General features: G+C 62.0%; 20 protein-coding genes. 19 read left to right on the forward strand and 1 reads right to left on the reverse strand.

The genetic code is table 11. The annotated features are described in order from the left end of the window. The first annotated feature begins 62 nt into the window (after positions 1–62). Entirely contained in the window at positions 63–437 is a 375-nt protein-coding gene (locus CAP2UW1_RS13310; RefSeq protein ID WP_363319293.1) for an ArsR/SmtB family transcription factor, read from the forward strand. Further along, positions 438–1,496 (forward strand): ACR3 family arsenite efflux transporter, encoded by a 1,059-nt coding sequence (arsB, locus tag CAP2UW1_RS13315; protein WP_015767142.1) that lies wholly within the window; start codon positions 438–440, stop codon positions 1,494–1,496. 185 nt (positions 1,497–1,681) lie between these two features. Here arsB and CAP2UW1_RS25605 read toward each other — a convergent pair whose 3' ends face one another. Then, positions 1,682–2,548, reverse strand: a complete 867-nt coding sequence (locus tag CAP2UW1_RS25605; protein ID WP_199931464.1) for a hypothetical protein — start codon at positions 2,546–2,548, stop codon at positions 1,682–1,684. Between the two features lie 81 nt (positions 2,549–2,629). Here CAP2UW1_RS25605 and CAP2UW1_RS13325 point away from each other — a divergent pair, with 81 nt between their 5' ends. The 17 genes from CAP2UW1_RS13325 to CAP2UW1_RS13405 all read left to right on the forward strand — a co-directional run bounded on the left by CAP2UW1_RS13325 (position 2,630) and on the right by CAP2UW1_RS13405 (position 22,021). After that, entirely contained in the window at positions 2,630–2,944 is a 315-nt protein-coding gene (locus CAP2UW1_RS13325; protein WP_015767144.1) for a hypothetical protein, read from the forward strand. 18 nt (positions 2,945–2,962) lie between these two features. Continuing rightward, a complete protein-coding gene (locus CAP2UW1_RS13330) occupies positions 2,963–4,216 on the forward strand; it encodes a ferredoxin reductase family protein (protein WP_015767145.1) in 1,254 nt (417 codons plus the stop codon). Continuing rightward, positions 4,216–4,584, forward strand: coding sequence for a cytochrome b5 domain-containing protein (locus CAP2UW1_RS13335; protein ID WP_015767146.1), 369 nt, complete (start codon positions 4,216–4,218; stop codon positions 4,582–4,584). Before CAP2UW1_RS13330 ends, CAP2UW1_RS13335 begins: the two co-directional genes overlap by 1 nt. Positions 4,585–4,737: 153 nt before the next feature. Next, complete coding sequence (atpD, locus tag CAP2UW1_RS13340; RefSeq protein WP_015767147.1) at positions 4,738–6,087, forward strand: F0F1 ATP synthase subunit beta; 1,350 nt, start codon at positions 4,738–4,740, stop codon at positions 6,085–6,087. Next, positions 6,084–6,488, forward strand: a complete 405-nt coding sequence (locus CAP2UW1_RS13345; protein ID WP_015767148.1) for a F0F1 ATP synthase subunit epsilon — start codon at positions 6,084–6,086, stop codon at positions 6,486–6,488. Before atpD ends, CAP2UW1_RS13345 begins: the two co-directional genes overlap by 4 nt. Before the next feature lie 84 nt (positions 6,489–6,572). Next, positions 6,573–6,845 (forward strand): AtpZ/AtpI family protein, encoded by a 273-nt coding sequence (locus CAP2UW1_RS13350; RefSeq protein WP_015767149.1) that lies wholly within the window; start codon positions 6,573–6,575, stop codon positions 6,843–6,845. Beyond that, complete coding sequence (locus tag CAP2UW1_RS13355) at positions 6,845–7,555, forward strand: F0F1 ATP synthase subunit A (protein ID WP_015767150.1); 711 nt, start codon at positions 6,845–6,847, stop codon at positions 7,553–7,555. Before CAP2UW1_RS13350 ends, CAP2UW1_RS13355 begins: the two co-directional genes overlap by 1 nt. Beyond that, complete coding sequence (locus CAP2UW1_RS13360) at positions 7,552–7,818, forward strand: ATP synthase subunit c family protein (RefSeq protein ID WP_015767151.1); 267 nt, start codon at positions 7,552–7,554, stop codon at positions 7,816–7,818. The genes CAP2UW1_RS13355 and CAP2UW1_RS13360 overlap by 4 nt, the downstream gene beginning before the upstream one ends. A 9-nt stretch (positions 7,819–7,827) precedes the next feature. Next, positions 7,828–8,574: a F0F1 ATP synthase subunit delta gene (locus CAP2UW1_RS13365; protein ID WP_015767152.1), complete on the forward strand. Its 747-nt coding sequence runs from the start codon at positions 7,828–7,830 to the stop codon at positions 8,572–8,574. Beyond that, on the forward strand, positions 8,564–10,057 hold the full coding sequence (locus tag CAP2UW1_RS13370; protein WP_015767153.1) for a F0F1 ATP synthase subunit alpha: 1,494 nt from the start codon (positions 8,564–8,566) through the stop codon (positions 10,055–10,057). Before CAP2UW1_RS13365 ends, CAP2UW1_RS13370 begins: the two co-directional genes overlap by 11 nt. A gap of 94 nt (positions 10,058–10,151) precedes the next feature. Then, entirely contained in the window at positions 10,152–13,538 is a 3,387-nt protein-coding gene (locus CAP2UW1_RS13375) for a helicase-related protein (protein WP_015767154.1), read from the forward strand. A 2-nt stretch (positions 13,539–13,540) separates the two neighbouring features. After that, on the forward strand, positions 13,541–17,119 hold the full coding sequence (locus CAP2UW1_RS13380) for an Eco57I restriction-modification methylase domain-containing protein (protein WP_015767155.1): 3,579 nt from the start codon (positions 13,541–13,543) through the stop codon (positions 17,117–17,119). 17 nt (positions 17,120–17,136) lie between these two features. After that, a complete protein-coding gene (locus tag CAP2UW1_RS13385) occupies positions 17,137–18,330 on the forward strand; it encodes an AAA family ATPase (RefSeq protein WP_015767156.1) in 1,194 nt (397 codons plus the stop codon). After that, a complete protein-coding gene (locus tag CAP2UW1_RS13390) occupies positions 18,327–18,923 on the forward strand; it encodes a DUF4276 family protein (protein WP_015767157.1) in 597 nt (198 codons plus the stop codon). The genes CAP2UW1_RS13385 and CAP2UW1_RS13390 overlap by 4 nt, the downstream gene beginning before the upstream one ends. A 425-nt stretch (positions 18,924–19,348) precedes the next feature. Then, positions 19,349–20,554: an AAA family ATPase gene (locus CAP2UW1_RS13395; protein WP_015767158.1), complete on the forward strand. Its 1,206-nt coding sequence runs from the start codon at positions 19,349–19,351 to the stop codon at positions 20,552–20,554. Next, positions 20,551–21,180 carry a DUF4276 family protein gene (locus CAP2UW1_RS13400; RefSeq protein ID WP_015767159.1) on the forward strand — a complete coding sequence of 210 codons (630 nt, stop codon included), beginning with the start codon at positions 20,551–20,553 and terminating at the stop codon, positions 21,178–21,180. The genes CAP2UW1_RS13395 and CAP2UW1_RS13400 overlap by 4 nt, the downstream gene beginning before the upstream one ends. Then, on the forward strand, positions 21,164–22,021 hold the full coding sequence (locus CAP2UW1_RS13405) for a F0F1 ATP synthase subunit gamma (protein WP_015767160.1): 858 nt from the start codon (positions 21,164–21,166) through the stop codon (positions 22,019–22,021). Before CAP2UW1_RS13400 ends, CAP2UW1_RS13405 begins: the two co-directional genes overlap by 17 nt. The last annotated feature ends 34 nt before the right edge of the window (positions 22,022–22,055 follow it).

Raw genomic sequence — 22,055 nt, forward strand, 5'->3', positions numbered from 1 at the left:
CTGGCCCGGACACGACGACAAGCCAGACGATGCGGCTGTATGACCCGATATGGGGAAATCGAATGCGAAAGGCTGGCCAAAACGCTTTGCGACTTGGACAAGACTTCGGTATCGTTGGCGAGATGACCAATTCCGATGCCGTCACCGCGCTGGCCGCGCTGGCGCAAGACAGCCGCCTCGCCATCTTCCGCCTGCTCGTACAGAATGCCCCTGCCGGCCTGACGGTCGGGGTAATTGCCGAGCAACTCGAGTTGCCCGCGCCAACGCTGTCCTTCCACCTGAAGACCTTGACCCACGCCGGCCTGATCAGCACGGTACAGGAGGGACGTTTCGTCCGCTGCCGCGCCGAGATGGGCAGGATCGATGGGCTGATCGGGTTTCTGACCGACAATTGCTGTGGCGGGCATCCGGAAGTCTGCCGGCCAGGGGTGCAGTAGATGAGCGCTGTCACCCGGAAGCTGTCTTTCCCCGACCGGTATCTGACGGTCTGGATTTTCGCCGCCATGGCGCTCGGCGTCGGCCTGGGCTTCTACGTTCCGGGCATCGAGGATCGGATCAATTCCTTCCAGGTCGGAACGACCAACATTCCGATCGCGCTGGGCCTGATCCTGATGATGTACCCACCCTTCGCCAAGGTCCGTTACGAGGAACTGCCCGATGTCTTCGTCGACAGGAAAGTCCTTGGCCTGTCGCTGATTCAGAACTGGATCGTCGGGCCGATCCTGATGTTCGCGCTGGCGATCATCTTCCTGCCCGACAAACCCGAGTACATGGTCGGCTTGATCATGATCGGCCTCGCCCGCTGCATCGCCATGGTGATCGTCTGGAACGAGATTGCCAAGGGGTCGACCGAGTACGCCGCCGGCCTCGTTGCCTTCAACTCGATCTTCCAGGTGCTGTTCTACAGCGTCTACGCGTGGCTCTTCGTGACGGTCCTGCCGCCACTCTTCGGTCTCTCGGGCTCGGTGGTCGATGTCTCGATTGGGCAGATTGCCGAGAGCGTCCTGATCTACCTGGGAATTCCCTGCGTCGCCGGCGTGCTGACGCGGGTGATCATGCTGCGCTTTGTCTCGAAGGAGTGGTATCACCAGCGATTCGTACCGAAGATCAGCCCGATCACCCTCGTCGCCCTGCTGTTCACCATCGTCGTCATGTTCAGCCTCAAGGGCAAGCTGATCGTCACCATCCCGATGGACGTGATGCGCATCGCCATCCCGCTGCTGATCTACTTCGTGCTGATGTTCCTGATTTCGTTCTACATGAGTAAGAAGGTGGGCGCCGGATACGGGAAATGCGCCACCCTCTCGTTCACCGCGGCGAGCAACAACTTCGAACTGGCCATTGCCGTCGCCGTCGCCGTCTATGGCATCAATTCCGGTGCCGCCTTCGCCGCCGTCATCGGTCCGCTGGTGGAAGTGCCGGCGATGATCGGCCTGGTGAGTGTGTCGCTGTGGTTCCAGAAGCGGTATTTCGCGTCGGAAGGCAGCAGAGCGTGAGCGTGTTTACATCGTGGTCCGGGTGGCTGCCGCCCAGAAGCTGACAAGCACCTGGGACGCTCATGATCTTCTCGGCGCCTGACCACGCACAGGTAGCGGCGACCACGTCGGGTTGATGGACTGTTCAGTGCCGATGATCGGGGTTTCTTGGTAGTACCCCGATCATCGATGAACGCGGTGAGCGCTCAGCGGTCAGCTCGCTTGCCCACGCGAACGAGCAGGAGTGACAAGGCGAGCGCCGCCAACGCGCTCGTAGCTGGTTCCGGAATGGCGCGTGTTCCTGAGAATCGGAGGATTGGCTGCGCACCGGAAATGGTCGATGAAACGACTTCCCTCTCGTATTCGCCGGCATCGGCAAAAGAGAAGTAGTAGCGTCCCAGGTTGGTCGCGCCAGCGTCTCTGGTGAAGTTGACGTCCAGCCCGACAATGTTGCGGAAACCGAAGAAGTAGTCTTCACCTGCCCGAAGATCCAGGGCGGCGAACGACCAGGTTGCGAACGGCTCGCCGGTCAGGCTGGTCGAGGCGGCACGCAGCAAGTGACCGCCGTTCACTGGTGCCTGGTCCCAGATTTCCATCGTTACCGTGCGGCCGTCGGTCGACGCAAAACGGGTCTGGACTTCCAACAACGAGTACGATTCCGTCGGCGAATACAACCATCCGGCTTCCGCCGCTGACCACGTGGTTGCGGCGGGCGAAGCTCCGCCATTTATCGAGTCGACTGGCGTCGGTGCCGCTGCGACAGTACCGCAGGCAACCATCATCGCTGCAACAACGCATTTGTGCGCAAACTTCATGACGAACCCCCCTTGTGGACCTGGTGTGCAGACAACTGCGGGACGAGGCATGAAAGCAGGATACATGCCATACATACAACCCATTGATTCACGGGCAACCCAAGGATGGCCGAGGGCATCGCTGTAAAGAAACCCGACAGGGAAAACGCCACGGCCGGCGTTACCGAAGCGATCCATTGCCGCCGCTGAGACCCCGCCATGCGGCGATATGCCAGACCAGACCGCATGCGATTGCGCAGGGATGACGATATACTTCATCGACACGTTTCGGGCGGACTGCGCCTGACACTGGCACAGCAGGGATAGGGATAGCCGCCAATCGGTGCAGAGAGAATCGCGATGGGGCTGCACAAGACCAGACTGTTGATCGCGCTGCTGCTTTCGTTGGCGGCAAGCGCACAGGCGCGCGGCCCCGTGCGGGCCAGCGAGGGGAACACCCGCGGCTGGCAGCTCATGACGCCCGAGGAGCGCATTGAGCATCAGGCGATGATTCGTAGCTTCAGGACTTACGACGACTGCCGGAAGTACCAGGTCGCGCATCACCAGCTCATGGAGGAGCGTGCCCGGCAGCGAGGCGTCGAGTTGCCGCGAGGAAGACGCGATATCTGCGAGCACTTGCACCCCGAAAAGGACTCCCGTCAGACTGCCGGTTGAACCCTGCGCGAGCCCTTGATGTCCCTCCTCCGCCGATCATCGATTCCTCTGCTCCTCCTGGCCAGCACCGCAGGCCCCGTCTACTGGGCCTTTCCGGAGGGTCTGTCGCCCGCACGTAGTCTGGGCATTGTCTTGGGCTGGGCGGGATGTGGTCTGCTGCTCGCCAGCCTGCTGCTGATGCTGCGGGAAACCTGGCTGTCCCGCTGGCTGGGGGGACTGGAGAGGATGTACCAATGGCATCACCTTGTGGGCATGGCCGCTTACGTCCTGCTGCTGGCACATCCGCTGGTGCTTGCCGCCGATGCCTGGCCCGCTTCCCCAGTTCTCGCCTGGCAGACGCTTTCACCATTCAGCCAGGGCTGGCCGGTCAGGCTGGGCTGGCTATCGCTGCTGCTGCTGATGCTCGGACTCGCCGCCACTTTCGCGACGCGCCTACCCCATCGAAGTTGGCGCTGGCTGCATGTTTCGCTGGGTGTCGGCGTACTGGTCGGCCTGTGGCATCTGTTGCAGCTCGGTATCGAGGAACCGGTACTGCCGATCCTCGCGCTGGCCGCCCTGTTCCTCGGCTGGCGAATCCTCCGGGAGGACAGCGGCTTGGCCGCCCGGCCGTACATCGTGCAATCGGCCACTCCGGTTGCCGACGGCATGGTCGAGATCGCTCTCAAGCCCCTGGCTGAGCCGATTGCCGCGACCGCAGGGCAGTTCGTCCTGGTCGCCTTCTTTGCCGGGCCGACCTTCCGGGGTTGCGGCGAATTTCACCCCTTTACCGTCAGTTCGATTGGTGCCGACCGGGAAATCCGCGTCGGCGTCAAGGCCCTGGGCGATTGCACCCGGCGCATCCAGTCCATCGAACCGGGCGTCCTGGCGCGGGTGCATGGTGCCTTCGGCACCTTCCTGGCCGAACGGCCTGCGGCGCCCCAACTGTGGCTGGCCGGCGGCATCGGCATCACGCCTTTCCTGGCGCTGCTACGGACGGGCCCGCTCAGTCAGGAGACGACGCTGGTCTATCTCTATCGCGCCGAAGCCGACGCTGCCTTTCTGCAGGAGTTGCGCGCGCTCGCTGCACGCGATCCACACCTTTCCCTGCAGGCGGTGGCCACCGGCAACGAGCCGCCGAATCTCGATTCACTCCTGCCCACCGCAGGCGAGCTCGTCCAGCACGAGTGCTATCTGTGCGGGCCGCCGGGCATGCTGGCAGCAGTCAGGCAGTCCCTCCACAAGCGGGGCATCACGCCCCGCCATATCCATTTTGAGAACTTCGGATTCCGCTGATGCGCCGAGTCTACCTAGCCACCACCCTCATTTTCTGGCTGCTGGTGTCAGCCTTCTGGGCTGGCAGCCTGTGGTTGCCGTCGGCCGAAGAAAGCGTCGCAGTAGCGGCCGAAAAGGTCATCACACAGAGCGAACTGGTCAGGCACGCATTGCCGGACAACTGCTGGATGGCGATTCGCGGCAAGGTCTATGATGTCAGCGCTTATCTGCCCGAGCATCCCTCGCGGCCAGATCTCGTTCTGCCCTGGTGCGGCAAGGAGGCCACCGAGGCGTATGACACCAAGACCAAGGGACGTCCACATTCCGCCTATGCTGATGAGCTACTCGCCACGTACCGGATCGGTAGCCTGGCTACCGACAAACAATGACGGCCGAGCCGGCAGGACGCGTAGGTTGGGGTGAGGAACGAACCCCAACGCAATCCTCAACATGGGGACATTGGGGTGCGTTCCTCACCCCAACCGACAGGCCTCGCAGGGCCAGAGCTACCGTGCCCGGCACCTGCAGCGCCGCCGCTCGGGGTGATCGAGGAAGTGCACGGGCCGGTCATCGACATCCTGTGCAGCCGCCTGCCACCGCTGCATCAGGCCGTGTACGTCTGCCTCGATGGCGAGCGCTACACCTTCGAGGTGCATCGCCACCTCGACGAATCGCGGGCGCGGGCAATCGCCCTGCATCGCACGGCAGGCCTGCGCCGCCTGCTGCCGGTCTTCGACAGCGGCGGGCCGCTGCAGATACCGGTGACCCCGGATTGTCTCGGCCGGCTGCTCGACATCTTCGGCCAGCCGCTGGATGGTGGCCCGGCACTCGAGGCAACGGAATTTCGCCCCATCGTCGCTGCCCCGGCACCACTCGCCGAAGAGCTCGGCATGGGCGAAATCCTGCCGACCGGCATCAAGGTGATCGACCTGCTGTGCCCGTTCGTGCGCGGCGGCAAGACCGGCCTGTTCGGTGGTGCAGGCGTCGGCAAGACCGTGCTGATCATGGAATTCATGAACGCCATCGTCCGCCTGCACCAGGGGGTATCGGTCTTCGCCGGGGTCGGTGAGCGAATTCGCGAGGGACACGAGCTCTGGCACGACATGCAGGACGCCGGCGTCATGCCGCGTTCGCTGATGGTCTTCGGCCAGATGGACGAGTCGCCGGGAGTGCGCTTCCGCATCGGGCTGTCGGCACTGACCTACGCCGAATACCTGCGCGACCACGTCGCCAAGGAAGTCCTGTTCCTGATGGATAACGCTTTCCGCTTCGTGCAGGCGGGCAGCGAACTCTCGGGGCTGCTCGGGCGCATGCCGGCGACGGTCGGCTATCAGCCGACACTGCTCTCCGAAGTGGCGGAATTGCAGGAGCGCATTTCTTCCACGCGCAGCGGCAACATCACCGCCGTCGAGGCCGTCTATGTGCCGGCTGACGACATGACCGACCCGGCCGTGGGGGCGATCCTCGCTCACCTCGACACCACCGTAATCCTTTCGCGCAACCAGGCGGCCAAGGGGATCTACCCGGCCGTCGATCCCCTGGCTTCGGGTAGCCCCATGATGGATCGCGTTACCCTCGGCGACCGTCACTACCAAGTGGCGCAAGCGGTGCGCGAGCATCTCGCCCGCTACCGCGAACTGGAGGACATCATCGCCATGCTGGGCATCGAGGCCCTGTCGGAAGCCGACCGGCGCACCGTGCTGCGGGCGCGCCTGCTGGAACGCTATCTCACCCAGCCGTTCTTTGTCGTTGCCGACCACACCGGCATCGCCGGGGCTTCGGTACCTCTGGCAACGACCCTCACCGATTGCGAGGATTTCATCCAGGGAACCTACGACGACCTGCCCGAGGATCGCTGCTACATGCGCGCCGGCATGGAGGGCGTGCGATGAGCGGCGGGATCACCCTGCATCTGCAGAGCGCGCTGCGCTGCGAGCGCATCGACAAAGTGCAGAGCTTTGTCGGCAGCGATGCGAGTGGCAGCTTCGGCATTCAGCCGGGACGTGCCCGCTTCATGACGGTGCTCGACTATGGGCTGTCGCGTTTTCGCACCACGCAGGTTGCGTGGCAGTATCTCGCCTGCCCCGGCGCCGTATTGCGCTTTGCCGACGATCAACTGACCATCAGCACTCGGCGCTACCTTTGTGACGACGACTACGAACGGATCTCGGAACTGCTGGCTGGGCAACTGGCGCAGGAAGAAGAAGAACTCAGGAGCGTCAAAGACAATCTGCAAAAACTCGAGCAGGAGCTTTTCCGGCGCTTGCGCACCCTGGATCGGTGGCCGTCATGAACGACCATCTACGACCATCTCCGTAAGTCATTATGAACGACCATCATCGCAGGTCAATATGACCGACCACTGTTGCAAGTCGTTATGAACGACGAAAGATGGCGTCGCGAGGTTTCCCGCGACAGCGAAAGGCTCAAGGAAGCCGAACGGAGTCGCCGCTCACTTCTCGCGCAGACGGTCTTCCTCGGCAGTCTGTCGGTCCTCTTCCTGGCGCCATTGCTGGCAGGCGCTTATCTCGGGCGCTGGCTCGACAGCCTGGGTGAAGGGTACACGGTGCGCTGGACGGTGAATCTGATCGTCCTCGGCCTCGCGCTCGGCGTCTTCAACGTCTATCTCTTCATCCGAAAGTACTGGTAATGGAAGCGGCAAGCGTTGTTTTCAGTCTGGGAGGCTTGCGGATCAGCTCGACGGTGGTCACCACCTGGGGCATCCTGCTGGCCTTCGGACTGTCCTGCTGGCTGGCCACCCGACGACTTTCGGTCGACCACCCGGGTCTTGTGCAAACAGCGCTGGAAGGTGTCGTCCAGTCGATCGAAGCGGCCATCGAAGGTGTGCTACCGGGCCGCGCCGGCCTGCTGCTGCCTTTCGTCGGCACTCTCTGGCTGTTCGTCGCCGTCGCCAACCTGACGGGAATCGTGCCCGGTCTGCATGCGCCTACCGGCAACCTGTCGACCACCGCCGCGCTGGCCTGTCTGGTTTTTGTCTCGGTGCACTGGTTCGGCATCCGCAGCGAAGGCCTGACGAATTATCTGCGCCACTACCTGATCCCCAGCCCGATCCTCCTGCCGTTCCATCTGCTCGGCGAGTTTTCGCGCACCATCGCGCTGGCCATGCGCCTGTTCGGCAACATCATGAGCCTCGAAATGGCCGCGCTGCTGGTCCTCCTGGTTGCGGGGCTGCTGGTACCGGTACCGGTGCTCATGCTGCACATCGTCGAAGCCCTGGTCCAGGCCTATATCTTCGGCACGCTGGCCCTGATCTACATCGCCGGCGGCATGCAATCCCACGCCGCAGCGGAGCACTCCGAAGCGCCCTCATCGAACGACACGAAAGGAAGCACCCCATGAGCGACATGCACTGGTTCGTCCTGGTCTCTACCGTGGCAGCAGCGCTGGCCATCGCGATCGGCATCATCTTCCCGGCCATTGCCATGGGCCGGGCGATCACGCAGGCGCTCGAAGCGCTGTCGCGGCAGCCGGAGGCGGAGAAGTCGATCACCCGCACCCTGTTCATCGGCCTGGCGATGATCGAGTCACTGGCCATCTACGTCCTGGTGATCGTGCTGATCATCCTCTTCCGCAATCCGCTGCTCGAATACCTCTTGAAGTAGGAGGCAGCGATGGATCTGGACTGGACCACCTTTGCCCTCGAGATCATCAATTTCCTGGCGCTGATCTGGATCCTCAAACGCTTTCTCTACCGCCCGGTGCTGGCGACCCTGGCTGAGCGTCGCGCTGGCATCGAGGGCTCCCTCAACGAAGCACGCGCGACGGAAGCACGGGCCGCGGCCCTGCAGAGCCAGTTTGAAAGCCGTCTGGCGGACTGGGAGCGAGAGAAGGCGGCAGCCCGCAGCCAGTTCGATGCCCAGATGGCGACAGAGCACGCGCGACAGATGGAGACGCTGGACCGGGATCTGGCTACCGAGCGGCAACGTAGCGCCGCCCGCGACGCGCACCGTCAGGAGACCCTGCAGCGCGAACTCGCCAGCCAGTCCGGCGCCCTCGCCCGCCAGTTCGCCAGCGCACTACTGGCCAGATTGGCCGGACCGGAGATCGAAGCGCGGCTGGTAGAAATCTTCGTCGAGGAACTGTCGGCTTTACCCGAAGAACGTCTGGAGCCTTTGCGGACGGGCCAAAATGGTCATGGGCAAGGGGTGTTGAGCAGCGCCCATCCGCTCTCGGAGGAACAACGCCGGCAGATCTCCGGTGCCGTCGATGCCCGGCTGGGAAAGCTCGTCCACATCGATTTCGTCGAGGACAGCGAGTTGCTGGCCGGCGTTCGGCTATCGCTCGGGGCCTGGCAACTGGATCTCAGTCTGGCCGGCGAACTGGGCGTCTTCGCGGAAGCCGCCAGGCTTGAGCACTGAGCACTCAGCCCGAAACCCTGGCGGCCTGCGCAGCCAGTGGATCGCCGACTACCAGCCGCAATTGCGGATCAGCGAAATCGGCAAGCTGGCGGCGATCGGCGACGGCATCGCCTGGATCGAGGGCCTGCCCTCGGCGGCGATGGATCAGATCCTGCGTTTCGAGAATGGCAGCGAGGCGCTGGTGTTCCATCTCGGCAGCAAGCGTATCGGCGCCATCCTGCTCGGTCAGGAGGACGGCCTCGCCGCCGGCGCGGCGGCCCATCTGACCGGACGGCGACTGGATATCGGCGTCGGTGACGGCTTTCTCGGCCGCGTGGTGGACCCGCTGGGGAATCCCCTCGATGGCGGTCCGCAACCGCAATTCAATCGCCGGCGCCCCCTCGAAGTCTCCTCGCCACCAATCACGGCCCGCGATTTCGTCAGGCGCCCATTGCTGAGTGGCAGCAAGATGGTCGATACCATGATCCCGATCGGCAAAGGCCAGCGGCAACTGATCATCGGCGACGCGGGCACCGGCAAGAGTTCGCTGGCCATGGACACGCTCATCGCCCAGAAAGGGAGCGATGTCCTCTGCGTCTATGTGCTGATCAGCCAGAAGCGCTCGGCGGTGATCGCCACCATCGAGACCCTGCGCCGGGCCGGAGTTCTCGACATCAGCTGCGTCGTCGTCGCTGAGGCCACCACTACCCCCGGGCTCAAGTTCCTCGCGCCCTTCGCCGGCTGCGCCCTGGCGGAAGAATGGATGTGGAGCGGCCGCGACGTGCTGGTGGTGTACGACGACCTCACCACGCATGCGCGGGCCTATCGCGAGCTTTCGCTGCTGCTGCGTCGCCCGCCGGGGCGAGAAGCCTACCCCGGCGATGTCTTTTACCTGCACGCGCGCCTACTCGAACGCTCGACCTGCCTGGCAGCGCGCTACGGTAGCGGCAGCATGACCGCCCTGCCGATCGTCGAAACCGAACAGGGCGAGATCGCCGCCTACATTCCCACCAACCTGATCTCGATCACCGATGGCCAGATCTACCTCGACCCGGCGCTCTACGCACGCGGTTTCCTGCCTGCCATCGACATCACCCGCTCGGTTTCGCGGATCGGCGGCAAGGCGCAGTTGCCGGCCATCAAGGCCGAGGCCGGGCGCATGAAGCTGGACTTCCTGCAGTTTCTCGAGCTGGAAGTATTCACCCGCTTTGGCTCGCGTCTGGAGGCCGGCGTCGACGCCAAGATCCGGCGCGGCCGCTTGCTGCGGGAACTGCTCAAGCAGGAACGCCTGGCACCGCTGTCGCCGGAACAGCAACTGGCCTGGCTGGTCGCCTACAACGAGGGAGCATTCGACGCCTTGGCGGGTGCGGCGGTCCAGGCACGGCTGGCGAGTCTGCTGCACAAGGCGGCGGCTGGGGGGCCGGGACTGGCGGCTGGTCGGGATGCGTGGCGGGATGCGGTCGCCGGCTGGTTGCGGGAGGCGGGCGATGAGCCGCCGGCGTGAGGTGGAATACGCTCTGTAACGGCGCATCTGTGGTCGGCCGTGACATTTTTCGTGCTACCTTCCATCGGCGAATCAAAGTAGGAATTTCCCGTCCATGCCTCGCATATTCGACAACATCCAACAAGAACTGCTCAAAGCCTTACGAGCCACCCTGCAAGTCTCGAACCGGGCCGATTTCTGCGTGGGCTACCTCAATCTGCGCGGCTGGCAGGCCATCGATGACCTGATTCAGCCCTGGCAACCGGCTAACGGCCAGGTTTGCCGTGTATTGGTTGGTATGCAACGCCCCCCTCACGAGGAAGTTCGCGAGCTTTACCGCGCAGTCGCAGGTGACAACCTGATTGACCAAGGCACGGCGGTTCGGCTCAAGACGCAGTTCGGGGCCCACTTGCGCGAACAAATCACATTGGGCATTCCCTCCGGCAAGGACGAAGCCGGCTTGCGCCGACTCGCCCGGCAACTACGAGCGGGCCAGGCCATCGTCAAACTATTTCTGCCGTATCCGCTACACGCCAAGCTTTATCTGCTGTTTCGCGACGACGTGAACAACCCCATCACCGGCTTCGTCGGCAGCAGTAACCTGACGCTGCAGGGGCTCTCCAAGCAGGGCGAACTGAACGTTGATGTGCTGGAGCACCATGCGGCCCAGCGCTTGTCGGAATGGTTCGACGAGCGCTGGAAAGACCGCTGGGCCATCGACGTCTCGCAAGACCTCGCAGCCATCATCGAATCGAGCTGGGCGCGCGAAGCGAGCATTCCCCCGTACCAGATCTACCTCAACATCGCCTACCACCTCAGCACTGAAGCGCGCGCCGGTCTCAGTCAATTCCGTTTGCCGGCGCGCTTCGAGCAGGACCTATTCGACTTTCAGAAGAGCGCGGTGAAAATCGCCGCGCGCCATCTGCACCGGCGCGGAGGGGTGATGATCGGTGACGTCGTCGGTCTGGGCAAGACCATGATGGCAACCGCGTTGGCGCGCATGTTTGAAGACGATCTCGGCTACGAGACCCTCATCATTTGCCCGAAGAACCTGGAACCGATGTGGGAGCGGCACCGCACCGAATACGGCCTGCGCGGCACGGTCGTGCCGATCAGCCAAGTGTCCAGGAGGCTGCCCGGCCTCAAGCGCTATCGTCTGGTGCTCATCGACGAAAGCCATAATCTGCGCAACAGGGAGGGGCGACGCTACAAGGCGATTGCCGATTACATCCGCAGTTGCGATTCCAAGGTTATCCTGCTCACCGCCACTCCCTACAACAAGACCAAGACCGACTTGTCGAGCCAGCTACGGCTGTTCATCGACGAAAAGGCCAACATCGGCATTCGACCCGAGCGGCACATGCGCAAGCATGGCATCAGCGAACCCGAGTTCGAGCGCCGGCACCAGTGCAAGGTCAATTCGATTCTCGCCATCGAAAAGAGCGAAGAGTTTGACGACTGGCGCGAGCTGATCCGCCTGTACATGGTTCGACGCACGCGCAGCTTCATCATCGAGCACTACACGGCGGAAGATGACAACGGCCGCCGTTACATCGCCGACAACGATGGCGAGCAACGTTACTTCCCGAAACGCATGCCCATTTCGCTGAAATTCGCCGTCGACGAGGCCGACCCGGATGACCGCTATGCGAGGCTCTACTCGGCCGAGATGGTCGATCAGATCAATGCCCTGCATGTGCCCCGCTACGGCATGGGTTTGTATGTCGACCCGCTGGCGGAAAAGACCGCCACGGCCGCGGAGCGCAAGCTGATCGACAACCTGGGCCGCGCTGGCAAGCGGCTGATGGGGTTCTGCCGCACCAACCTCTTCAAGCGCCTGGAATCCAACGGCTTTTCATTCCTGCAATCGATCGACCGGCACGTTCTGCGCAACCAGATTTACCTCTATGCCATCGAAAACGGGCTGGACCTCCCGGTAGGTGTGCTCGACGCCGGCTTGCTCGACCTGGGAAGGGTGGACGAAGACGCTGAAGGCCTGGAAGGCGACCCCGAAGATCTGCTCGACGGCCTGGTTGAACCTGTGGTCGAGGCGGACGCCGCACCCGACAGCCTGGCGCGCGCCAGGGTCGTCTATCAGCAATATGCGTGTGAATACAAGAAGCGCTTCAAGTGGATACGCCCCACCCTGTTCAAGCGGTCGCTCTCCGAACATCTGGCTGCGGACACGCAAGCCCTCCTTGATCTGCTGCGCGCGCACGGACGATGGGCTCCACAACATGACCAGAAGTTGATCGCGCTGCAGCGACTTGTCGAACGTACACACGCCAAGGACAAGGTGCTGATCTTTACCCAATTCGCGGACACGGCGCGCTACCTGGCGCGGGAAGTACGCCGCGCCGGTATCACTCAAGTGGAAGTCGCTACCGGCGCCAGCGCCGACCCCTATGCGCTGGCGTGTCGTTTCTCGCCCAAGTCGAATAACAAGAGCGTCAGCAAGTCCGACGAGGTGCGAGTTCTCATCTGTACCGACGTGCTTTCGGAAGGCCAGAATCTGCAAGACAGCAACGTGGTGGTCAACTTCGACCTGCCGTGGGCGATCATCCGGCTGATTCAGCGTGCCGGCCGAGTGGACCGCATCGGCCAGCGCGCCGAGGAAATCCACTGTTATTCTTTCTTGCCCGCCGAAGGTGTCGAGCGCCTCATCAACTTGCGCGCCCGCATTCAGCAGCGCCTGCTGGAAAACGCCGAAGTCGTGGGTACCGACGAAGCCTTTTTCGAGGACGACGACGCCAACACCATCCGCGACCTCTACACGGAGAAGTCCGGTGTCCTTGACGATAGTGACGACGAAGTCGATCTTGCTTCCTACGCTTGGCAGATCTGGAAACAAGCCACGCAAGACAAGCCTGAACTCGCGCACGCGGTCGAATCCATGCCGCCGGTGGTGTACTCGGCGCGCGCCTTCGCGTTCGACGAGACTACGTTGCCCTCAGTCGGTGGCGATGCCGCGCGCGGTGGCACACTGGTGTATGTGAAGTCACCCGAAGGCAACGATCACCTCGCCTGGATCAGCCCTGACGGCAAGACCGTCACCGAATCCCAGTTCACCATCCTGCGCGTGGCTGAATGTGCACCAGACACCCCCGCCGTGCCCCGTGCCGAAAACCACCACGAACTGGTCGCCGAAGGGTTGAAGCTGGCGGTACACCAGGACAAGGCGATCGGCGGCGGCCTGGGTCGGCCCTCCAGCCCCCGCCGCCGTGCCTACGAGCGCCTCAAGCGCTACGCGGAAGCCCAGAGGCACACCCTGTTTCGCGACGAAGAACTGGAACGTGCGCTCGATGACCTCTACGCCCGCCCCCTGCTGGAAACTGCCGCCGACCTTCTCAATCGACTCATGCGCGGTGGCGTCAACGACGAGGAGCTTGCCGGGGCAGTGAAGACCTTGCGCGAGGAGGGCCGCCTGACCTACACGGAAGAAGACGCACAATTTCGTGAGCCGCGCGTGGTGTGCTCGCTGGGGCTCCTAGTTGGCCAATAACCATGTCAAAACTCGACCTCCCTGCCTTCCAGAAACACCTTTCCGCTTTCGCCTTTACCCCGCTGTTCGTCGAAGTCCTCGGCTGGAATCACCCCGCCGCCAGTGAGCGCGACTGGCAAATCGATCAGGTGAAGGCAGGCACCCATTCCACCTATTCCCGCCGCATGGTCGCCGAACTGGCCGGGGTGGCGGTGCTCCAAGTGGTGGCAGACAGCACCTGGCCCGATGAGAGCCAACGCATGGCCATCTGGCGTCACGTCAGCCAGCGGCACCATGAAAATCTGATCATCTTCACCGACCGGCGGGAAGACCCCGGCCAAAGCCTCTGGTTCTGGGTCAAACGTGGCAAGGACACGAGTACTGGCAAGCCTAAAACTACCGCCCGCCGCCACGAATACTTTCGCGGCCAGCCAGTGGACCTGTTCGCCTCGAAGCTGCACGCTCTGGTGGTGGAATTGTCCGAACTCGATGCCGGCGGCCGGTTGCCGGTGCTGGAAGTAGCGCGCCGCCTGGCCGCCGCCCTGGACGTGGAGAAAACCACCAAGCGCTTTTTTACCCGCTACCAGGAACAACACGCCGCGCTGCTGCAAGCCATCGAAGGCATCGCCGACGAGCGCGACCGCCGCTGGTATGCCTCGGTCGTCCTCAACCGGCTGATGTTCGTCTGGTTCCTGCAAAAGAAGGGCTTTCTGAATTGCGGTGATTACGATTACCTGCCAAGCAAACTTCAGGAATCACGCGCACGCGGGGAAAATCGCTTTTTCGGCGAATTCCTCAACGCTCTCTTCTTCGATGCCTTCGCCCGACCCGAAGATCAGCGCAGCGCGCAAGCAAGAAACCTGACCGGCTGCATCCCGTTCCTCAACGGCGGCCTGTTCCTGCATCACAAGCTGGAACTCGACGCCAACCGCCAGCCACGTGTCGGTACCAGCTTGCGCATTCCGGATGCCGCCTTTGCCGGCGTGTTCGAGGTCTTCGCCGCCTTCACCTGGCATCTGGACGACACCTCCGCCGGTAACCCGGAAGAAATCAACCCGGACGTGCTGGGCTACATCTTCGAGAAATACATCAACCAGAAAGCCTTCGGCGCCTATTACACGCGGCCAGAGATCACCGGCTATCTCGCCGAGCGCAGCATCCACAAGCTGGTGCTGGAGCGCATCAACGTCCCGGCGCTGCCGGAATTCAATCTTCCCGCCATCCACTTCAACTCGGTCGCCGAACTCCTGGCGCGCATGGACACCCGTACCGCGCTGAAGCTGGTAGGCGAAGTGCTCCCCTCGATCACCGTCCTCGACCCGGCGGTCGGTTCCGGCGCTTTTCTGGTGGCCGCGCTGAAGGCGCTGATCAACATCTACTACGCTGTCGTCGGACGCGCGGGCATGGGCGCCAGCCGCGAACTGGAAACCTGGTTGCGCGGCATCCAGAAAAGCCATCCCAGCGTCGGCTACTACATCAAGCGCCGTGTCGTCAGCGACAATCTGTACGGTGTAGACATCATGGAAGAGGCTTGCGAGATCGCCAAGCTGCGGCTGTTCCTGGCCATGGTGTCGTCGGTCAACCGAGTGGAAGACCTGGAGCCACTGCCCAACATCGACTTCAACATCCTGCCCGGCAACTCCCTGGTAGGCCTGATGCGGGTGGACGAGCACGAGTTCGACCGCCGGCAGGATGACCTCTTCAAGCCCCCCTTTCGCCGCCTGCTCGAAGAGAAAAGCCGCAAGCTCGACGTCTATCGCCATACCGCCGCCGACTTAGGCAAGAGCACGGACCTGCGTGTCCTGCGCGACGACATCGACGCCGAAATGGACTACGCAGCGGGAATTCTCAACGAGTTGCTGCGTGACCAGTTCGAAGCACTGGGCGTGAAGTACGAACAAGCCACCTGGGATGCGGACAAGCAGGGACTGGGAAAGACGAAGAAAATCCGTATCGAGCGTGTCCACATCGACGCCCAAACCCCGCTGCACTGGGGCTATGTCTTCGACCAGGTCATGCAGAAGCGCGGCGGTTTCGACATCATTCTCACCAACCCACCGTGGGAGGTGTTCAAGCCGCAGGCCAAGGAGTTCTTCGCCGACCACTCCGAACTGGTGACGAAGAACAAGATGACGATCAAGGAGTTCGAGAAGGAGCAGGGCAAGCTGCTCAAGAACAAGTCTATCCGAGAAGCGTGGCTGGAGTATGAGAGCCGCTTTCCGCATATCAACAAATTCTTCCGTAGTGCGCCAGAGTACGGTCATCAGGTAGCCTGGGTTGACGGACGCAAGGTGCCCACTGACTTAAACTTGTACAAGCTGTTCGTTGAACGTTGCTTCTCGTTGCTGCGCCCCAGCGGGCACTGCGGCATCGTCATTCCCAGTGGCATCTACACGGATCTGGGCGCCAAGGGCCTGCGTGACCTTCTGTTCAACAGAACCCGCATCGAAGGTTTGTTCTGCTTCGAGAACCGTAAGGAAATTTTTGAAGGGGTACATCGCAGCTTCAAATTTGTCGTGCTGACCTTTGAAAAAACCGCCTCGCTGCGCGTGCAACAGTCCGGCGAAATGAACGCCAGCGCCCCCCCGGACGATCTGCTATCACCTGCGCGCACTGGCGAACTCGGCACGACCTGTTTCCCCGCCGCCTTCATGCGCCTGGATTTGGCCGAGCTTGATCGTTTCCCCGGCGAAGGCGCCATCCAGATGGATGTCGAACTTATTAAACGTCTCTCGCCAGATAGCCACTCCATTATGGAATTCAAGGGAGAAATGGATATCCAGATTGTGGAGAAGATGCTTCGCTTCCCCTCTCTTGGCGAGCATGTCAACGGTACGTGGAATCTGCGTCTTACGCGCGAGTTTCACATGACTGATGATTCTTTTCGTTTCAGGAACGAGGCAGGACCAGGACGACTTCCACTATTCACCGGCAAGATGTTCCACCAGTTCCAGGCGACTGAAGGGCATTCTGGCTATTGGATAGAGGAATCCGAAGGAAGGAGTGCGCTTCTCAAAGGTGAGCCGGATGTTGGTCAACACATGGATTACATGGGCTATCGCTGGCTTCACCGTCGAATTGCTCGCAACACTGACTCTCGGACACTAATTACGACAATTGCTCCCCCCAAGGTCTTCACGGAGATGAACAGCACGACACTGAATGTCGCCGCCACGGGCATGAACTACATAGAGATGTGCTATTGGTGCGCAATTTCCAACAGCTTCGTTCTGGACTGGATGCTGAGGCAAAGTGTCACCACCACCATCAATATGTTCTTTCTATACCAATTGCCTGTGCCGCGCTTACGGTCGGGCGACCGCCAATGTGATTCCTTAGCGAAGCGTGCCGCCCGCCTCATTTGCACCACCCCCGAATTCGACGCGCTGGCTAGAGAGGTTGGACTGGAACATCACCAGCCCCTAAACACCCTCGAACGTGCACACCTTCGCGCCGAACTCGACGGCCTGGTGGCACATCTTTACGGCCTCAACGAAGCCGAATTCGCCCACGTCCTCGGGAGTTTCCCGCTGGTGCCTGAGCCAGTGAAACTTGACGCCCACAATGCCTACCGCCGTGTGGCACAAGGGTTGGTCACCTGAGCCAAAGGGAAAATATCATGCACATCAAGTCCATCGCCATCGAAAACTTCAAATCATTGAAGAACAGCGGCGTCGTCCGCATGAAGCCCCTCACGGTACTAATCGGCAATAACGGTAGCGGCAAATCCAGTCTGCTGGAGGCGGTGGAAACCTATCGCCAGGTCGTGCTGGAGGGCGTCGATGCGGCGATGGAACATTGGCAAGGCTTCGAGCATATCCGCCACAAGGGAGCGGTATCTCGCTTGACCACGGCTGCTCGCGTTGACCCCACGCGGCAGCATGGGGCCATGAGTTTCAAGTTGAAGTTGGCCATGCCTTTTGGGCCGGTTGACCTTAGCCTCAAGGTGAATGTGCGGGAGGCAGGAAATCGACTCTACATCCAGGAGGAGCGCTTCCGAATAGGCAAGGAGCCGGAATTGACCCGCGAGCGAGTCATTCATCCGCAAGCCTTGGCTGAAGACCGGTCGGCCATGTTCGGGGTGCCGGCTCTGGCAGAAACCGCCGAAGCCCTCCGTGAGACTTTATTTCTTCGCCTGAACCCGGATGCCATAGGCAATCTGCAGCCGCTCAGACGAACTGGTGGGCGCATGCGCTTGTCCGGCGACGGCGCCAACGTGGCGGAATATCTCATCGACCTGCGCGAACGTTCGCCGAGCGCGTTCGACACGGTCGCCCAGGCGATGCGCTTCGTGTTGCCCTACGCTCTCGATGTGGAGCCGAAGATCATGGATGCCGGCCTGCTGCGCAGGGGTTATGTGCAATTGCTGGAAGACCGCTACGAGATCCCCGGTTGGTTGATGTCTTCCGGCTCCCTGCGCGTATTGCCTCTGGTAGCGACCCTGCTGGACCCGGACCCGCCGACGGTGGCGTTCATAGAGGAATTGGAAAACGGCCTCGACCCGCGCACCGTGGGTCTGGTCATCGACCTGATGCGAGATGCCACGCGCAGCGGGCGCACCCAAGTCATCGCCACCACCCATTCACCCTATCTGCTGGACATGCTTGACCTCGATGATGTACTGCTTTGCGAGCGTGGCCCCGGCGGCCCGGAGTTTACCTGGCCTGCGGGTCGAAATGACATGGAACCCTGGCGCACCCGTTTCCTGCCCGGCCGGCTCTACACCATGAACGCCTTGCAGCGGCTCGTAGCCCACCCTGCCGTTGAGCAAGAACCTGAGGCGCCGGAAGGCGGTTGGGGAGAAGACGAGTGAGCACGATCGGCATCATCTGCGAGGCGGGGTTGGGCTCGGAGGATGAGCAGGTTCTTCGCCATCTCGCAGGGCGCATTCGCCCCGACGCGACGCCGATGATTCGGCCTTTGGGAAGGAAACCGGACCTGATTGCGCAGTGCGGCCAAGTGGCCCAGGCCCTGTTCGATTCCGGATGTGAACGGGTATTGGTTGTCTGGGACGTATTTCCCCGTTGGGGCCGCCCGGACGGCGAAGAACAGGATATCGCCGATATTCGGGCCATATTGACGCAAGCAGGGTTGGCAGACCATCCCTGCCTGTTTCTGGTGGCGATCCAGGCCGAACTCGAAGCGTGGCTGCTGGCGGATGGCTCAGCACTGTCCGCCACGCTCTCGCGACCGACTCACCCAGTGATCATCGGGCACACAAGAAATGTCGAGCACAACACCAATCCGAAGAAGCGACTGGAAAGGATCTTTGGACAGCACGGACGTAGCTATACGCCAAAGACCGATGCGCTTGCCATCATCAAGCAGGTGCCCGCCAATTTCGGCATGCTGGGCAAGCTCAGGGCCTTCAAGAGGCTTGGTCGATCATTGACGCAGTCTTGTTGAAGTTGGCATAGAGCGATCATCCAAACGGCCACGGAGCGCCTTCCCGCTCCCATACCGCTAGAACCCATGGCCAAGCGCGACATCGCGTAGGGGAAATCCGCCAAGGAGCCGGATTTGTTATCTGAAGGTATGGATAACAAATCCGCAGAAATTTGATTTTCTCAATAATTCAATGCGATGCTTGGAACGTTGTTCACCACTTGGTTTCTGGAAGATGGCGCGCACGGGATCGGTGAGCAGACATTGGTCGCGTGCAGCCTTGCTGCAAGAGGCGGACGATGAGCCGCCGGCATGAGATCGCCAGAAGGCTGGAAGCACTGTCCGATACACTACCAGCCTCAACGGGCTGAACCGGGAGAGCAAGGAGTGGCATCAGCCGAGCGCAGCGAAGCTTCAACCCGCACTGAACTTGAAGGGGCAAGACAATGATTGACCCGGTTTTTCTCACGCGTGTGGTCCTGCGCAACTACAAGAGCATTGGTTACTGCGACGTGCGACTCAATCCACTCACCTATCTGGTGGGGGCCAACGGATCGGGCAAGAGCAACTTCCTGGACGCCCTGCACCTGGTACGGGATGCCCTGGCCGGTTCTCTCGACAATGCCCTGAACGAACGTGGCGGATTGAACGAGGTGCGGCGGCGCTCCAGTGGTCATCCGACGAACTTCGGCATCCGGCTCGAGTTCGCGTTGAACAACGGGCAAGCCGGCCACTACGCTTTCAATATCGGCGCGCTGGCGGGCCGCGGTTACGAGGTGCAATTCGAGGAGTGCGTGCTTGGCGGTGTCGGCAAGGGTCCGTTTTTCCGTATCGAACGCGGCAACCTCAAGGCAAGCAGCGAGACGACATTTCCAGCGGTAACCGCCGATCGTCTGGCGCTGGTGGCCGCGTCGGGGATGGCGGTCTTTCGCCCGGTGTTCGATGCCCTGACGGCGATGGGCTTCTACAACCTGAATCCGAAGTTGATGCGCGAGCTGCAGAAGCCACAGGAAGGACGCTTGCTCAAGCCCGTGGGGGAAAACATCGCGAGCGTGATCGGACATCTGGAACGGGTCGCAACCGACAGGCTGGAGATTATCCAGGAGTATCTTCAGATGGTTGCGCCGATGGTTCACGGCGTCGAGCGCAAGCCGATCGGGCCGATGGAAACCCTGGAGTTCCGCCAGGACATGGCTGGAGCAAAACATCCCTGGCGATTTCCGGCACAGAACATGTCCGACGGCACGCTGCGAGCACTTGGCGTGTTGACTGCGCTGTTCCAGGGAAACCGGGATTACGCGCCATCGCTAGTGGGTATCGAGGAACCGGAAACAGCGCTTCACCCGGCCGCCAGCGCTGCCTTGCGCGAGGCGCTTGCGCGCGCCTCGGAAGACACCCAGGTGATCGTTACCAGCCACAGCCCAGACTTGCTGGACGACCGGGAACTGAGTCCCGACGCCCTGCTGGCAGTGGTTTCCGAGGGCGGCGAGACGCGGATTGCGCCATTGGACGAAGCCGCGCGCATGGCTATGCGCGACCAGCTTTTTTCGGCTGGAGAACTCTTCCGGCTGAATCAACTGGCGCCTGATCGGGCGGTGCTTGCCGCCCAAGAACAGGAACAAGCCGATCTGTTTGGCCAGGTCGAGCCGTGATTGCGGTTGCGGCGATCGTCGAGGGTGCCGGCGAGGTGGCCGCGCTGCCGATTCTGCTGCGACGGATCAACGACTGGCGCACTCCGGATGTCCATTTGCAGGCGCCCCCGCCGATTCGCGTTCACCGGGATCGATTCCTGAATCGGGACGATGAGTTCCGCCGGCACTTGCTGTTGGCCGCCGCCAAGTGTGGCGAACAAGGCTGGATTCTCGTGCTGCTCGACGCCGACGATGACTGTCCGGCTGAGTTGGGCCAACAGATTCTCGAGCGTGCAACTGCATACGTTCCGCACCGTCGGGTGTCGGTCGTACTGGCCAACAGGGAATACGAGGCCTGGTTCATCGCCGCAGCTGAATCGCTCGATGGCCAACGCGGTTTCGCATTCAAGCCTGCTGAAGCGATTGATGCCGAAGGTCCGCGCAACGCCAAGGGGTGGATCACGGCGCACATGTGCGGCGGCAGTTACGGAGAAACGACCGACCAGCCGGCTTTTTCGGCGCGCATGGACCTGCAGCAGGCATACGCCCACAGCCAGTCTTTTCGCAAGCTTTGCAGCGAGTGGGCAAGGCAGATGGCCTTCGCATGTGCAGGGTTGCAGGAGGTGGGCGATGAGCCGCCGGCGTGAGATCGCCAGGCGGCTGGACGCGCTGTCCGATATCGGCGGCATCATGTCGGCGATGAAAGGCCTGGCGCTGATGGAGACCCGCATCCTGACGGACTTCCTCGTCAGCCAGCAGCGCATGGTGGCGGGGATCGAGACGGCCGCTGCCGATTTCCTGGCCTGGCACGCCGAACTTGTCAGCGAACCGTTCGCAGGGCGGGAACTCTGCGTACTGGTGGGCTCGGAACAGGGCTTCTGCGGCGATTTCAACGAAGCGCTGCTGGCAGGCATGGAGGCAGTGTGTCAGGCAAAGGCGACGCCCGTTCGTTGGCTTGTTGTCGGCAGCCGTCTGGCGGCCCGAATCGGCGAACGTGACGGCGTCGATTTGGCCCAGCCGGGGGCCATTGTCGCCGACGAAGTGCCGGCCGTCCTGCTGCGCTTGACGCGCGAGCTGAGCGGCTTCATGGCCCGCGACGAGTTCGCCGGTTACGGGCTCTCAGCCCTCTATCATTGTGATGCCACCGGCGATCTCCGCATGCGTCACTTGCTGCCCTTGCGCGACCTGCCCGCACCCGAACGGGCGCGCGCCCACGCGGCGGAACTGAATCTGCCTCCCACGGAGTTCCTGCGTGGATTGACCGGGCATTATCTGCACGCGGTCCTCAACGAGGTGCTGTACAGCTCGCTGATGGCCGAAAACCGGCAACGGCAGGCGCATATGGATCGCGCCCTGCAGCGACTCGATGACGACAGCGCACGGCTGAAACGCCGCTACAACACCCAGCGTCAGGAGGAGATCACCGAGGAAATCGAGCTCATCCTGCTCTCGGCGGACATGCTCGAGGAAACCGGACAGCCCTCCTGATGCCTTCAGGAGCGTACCGGTTTCTCGCTCACCT

The organism is Candidatus Accumulibacter phosphatis (assembly GCF_000024165.1).
GTDB classification, from domain to species: domain Bacteria; phylum Pseudomonadota; class Gammaproteobacteria; order Burkholderiales; family Rhodocyclaceae; genus Accumulibacter; species Accumulibacter phosphatis.

Excerpts from the sequence above, each read along its gene's own strand:
- CAP2UW1_RS13310 (WP_363319293.1), top strand. The coding sequence starts at position 63 with ATGCGAAAGGCTGGCCAAAACGCTTTGCGACTTGGACAAGACTTCGGT.
- arsB (WP_015767142.1), top strand. The coding sequence starts at position 438 with ATGAGCGCTGTCACCCGGAAGCTGTCTTTCCCCGACCGGTATCTGACG.
- CAP2UW1_RS25605 (WP_199931464.1), bottom strand. The coding sequence starts at position 2,548 with ATGAAGTATATCGTCATCCCTGCGCAATCGCATGCGGTCTGGTCTGGC.
- CAP2UW1_RS13325 (WP_015767144.1), top strand. The coding sequence starts at position 2,630 with ATGGGGCTGCACAAGACCAGACTGTTGATCGCGCTGCTGCTTTCGTTG.
- CAP2UW1_RS13330 (WP_015767145.1), top strand. The coding sequence starts at position 2,963 with ATGTCCCTCCTCCGCCGATCATCGATTCCTCTGCTCCTCCTGGCCAGC.
- CAP2UW1_RS13335 (WP_015767146.1), top strand. The coding sequence starts at position 4,216 with ATGCGCCGAGTCTACCTAGCCACCACCCTCATTTTCTGGCTGCTGGTG.
- CAP2UW1_RS13345 (WP_015767148.1), top strand. The coding sequence starts at position 6,084 with ATGAGCGGCGGGATCACCCTGCATCTGCAGAGCGCGCTGCGCTGCGAG.
- CAP2UW1_RS13350 (WP_015767149.1), top strand. The coding sequence starts at position 6,573 with ATGAACGACGAAAGATGGCGTCGCGAGGTTTCCCGCGACAGCGAAAGG.
- CAP2UW1_RS13355 (WP_015767150.1), top strand. The coding sequence starts at position 6,845 with ATGGAAGCGGCAAGCGTTGTTTTCAGTCTGGGAGGCTTGCGGATCAGC.
- CAP2UW1_RS13360 (WP_015767151.1), top strand. The coding sequence starts at position 7,552 with ATGAGCGACATGCACTGGTTCGTCCTGGTCTCTACCGTGGCAGCAGCG.
- CAP2UW1_RS13365 (WP_015767152.1), top strand. The coding sequence starts at position 7,828 with ATGGATCTGGACTGGACCACCTTTGCCCTCGAGATCATCAATTTCCTG.
- CAP2UW1_RS13375 (WP_015767154.1), top strand. The coding sequence starts at position 10,152 with ATGCCTCGCATATTCGACAACATCCAACAAGAACTGCTCAAAGCCTTA.
- CAP2UW1_RS13380 (WP_015767155.1), top strand. The coding sequence starts at position 13,541 with ATGTCAAAACTCGACCTCCCTGCCTTCCAGAAACACCTTTCCGCTTTC.
- CAP2UW1_RS13385 (WP_015767156.1), top strand. The coding sequence starts at position 17,137 with ATGCACATCAAGTCCATCGCCATCGAAAACTTCAAATCATTGAAGAAC.
- CAP2UW1_RS13395 (WP_015767158.1), top strand. The coding sequence starts at position 19,349 with ATGATTGACCCGGTTTTTCTCACGCGTGTGGTCCTGCGCAACTACAAG.
- CAP2UW1_RS13405 (WP_015767160.1), top strand. The coding sequence starts at position 21,164 with ATGAGCCGCCGGCGTGAGATCGCCAGGCGGCTGGACGCGCTGTCCGAT.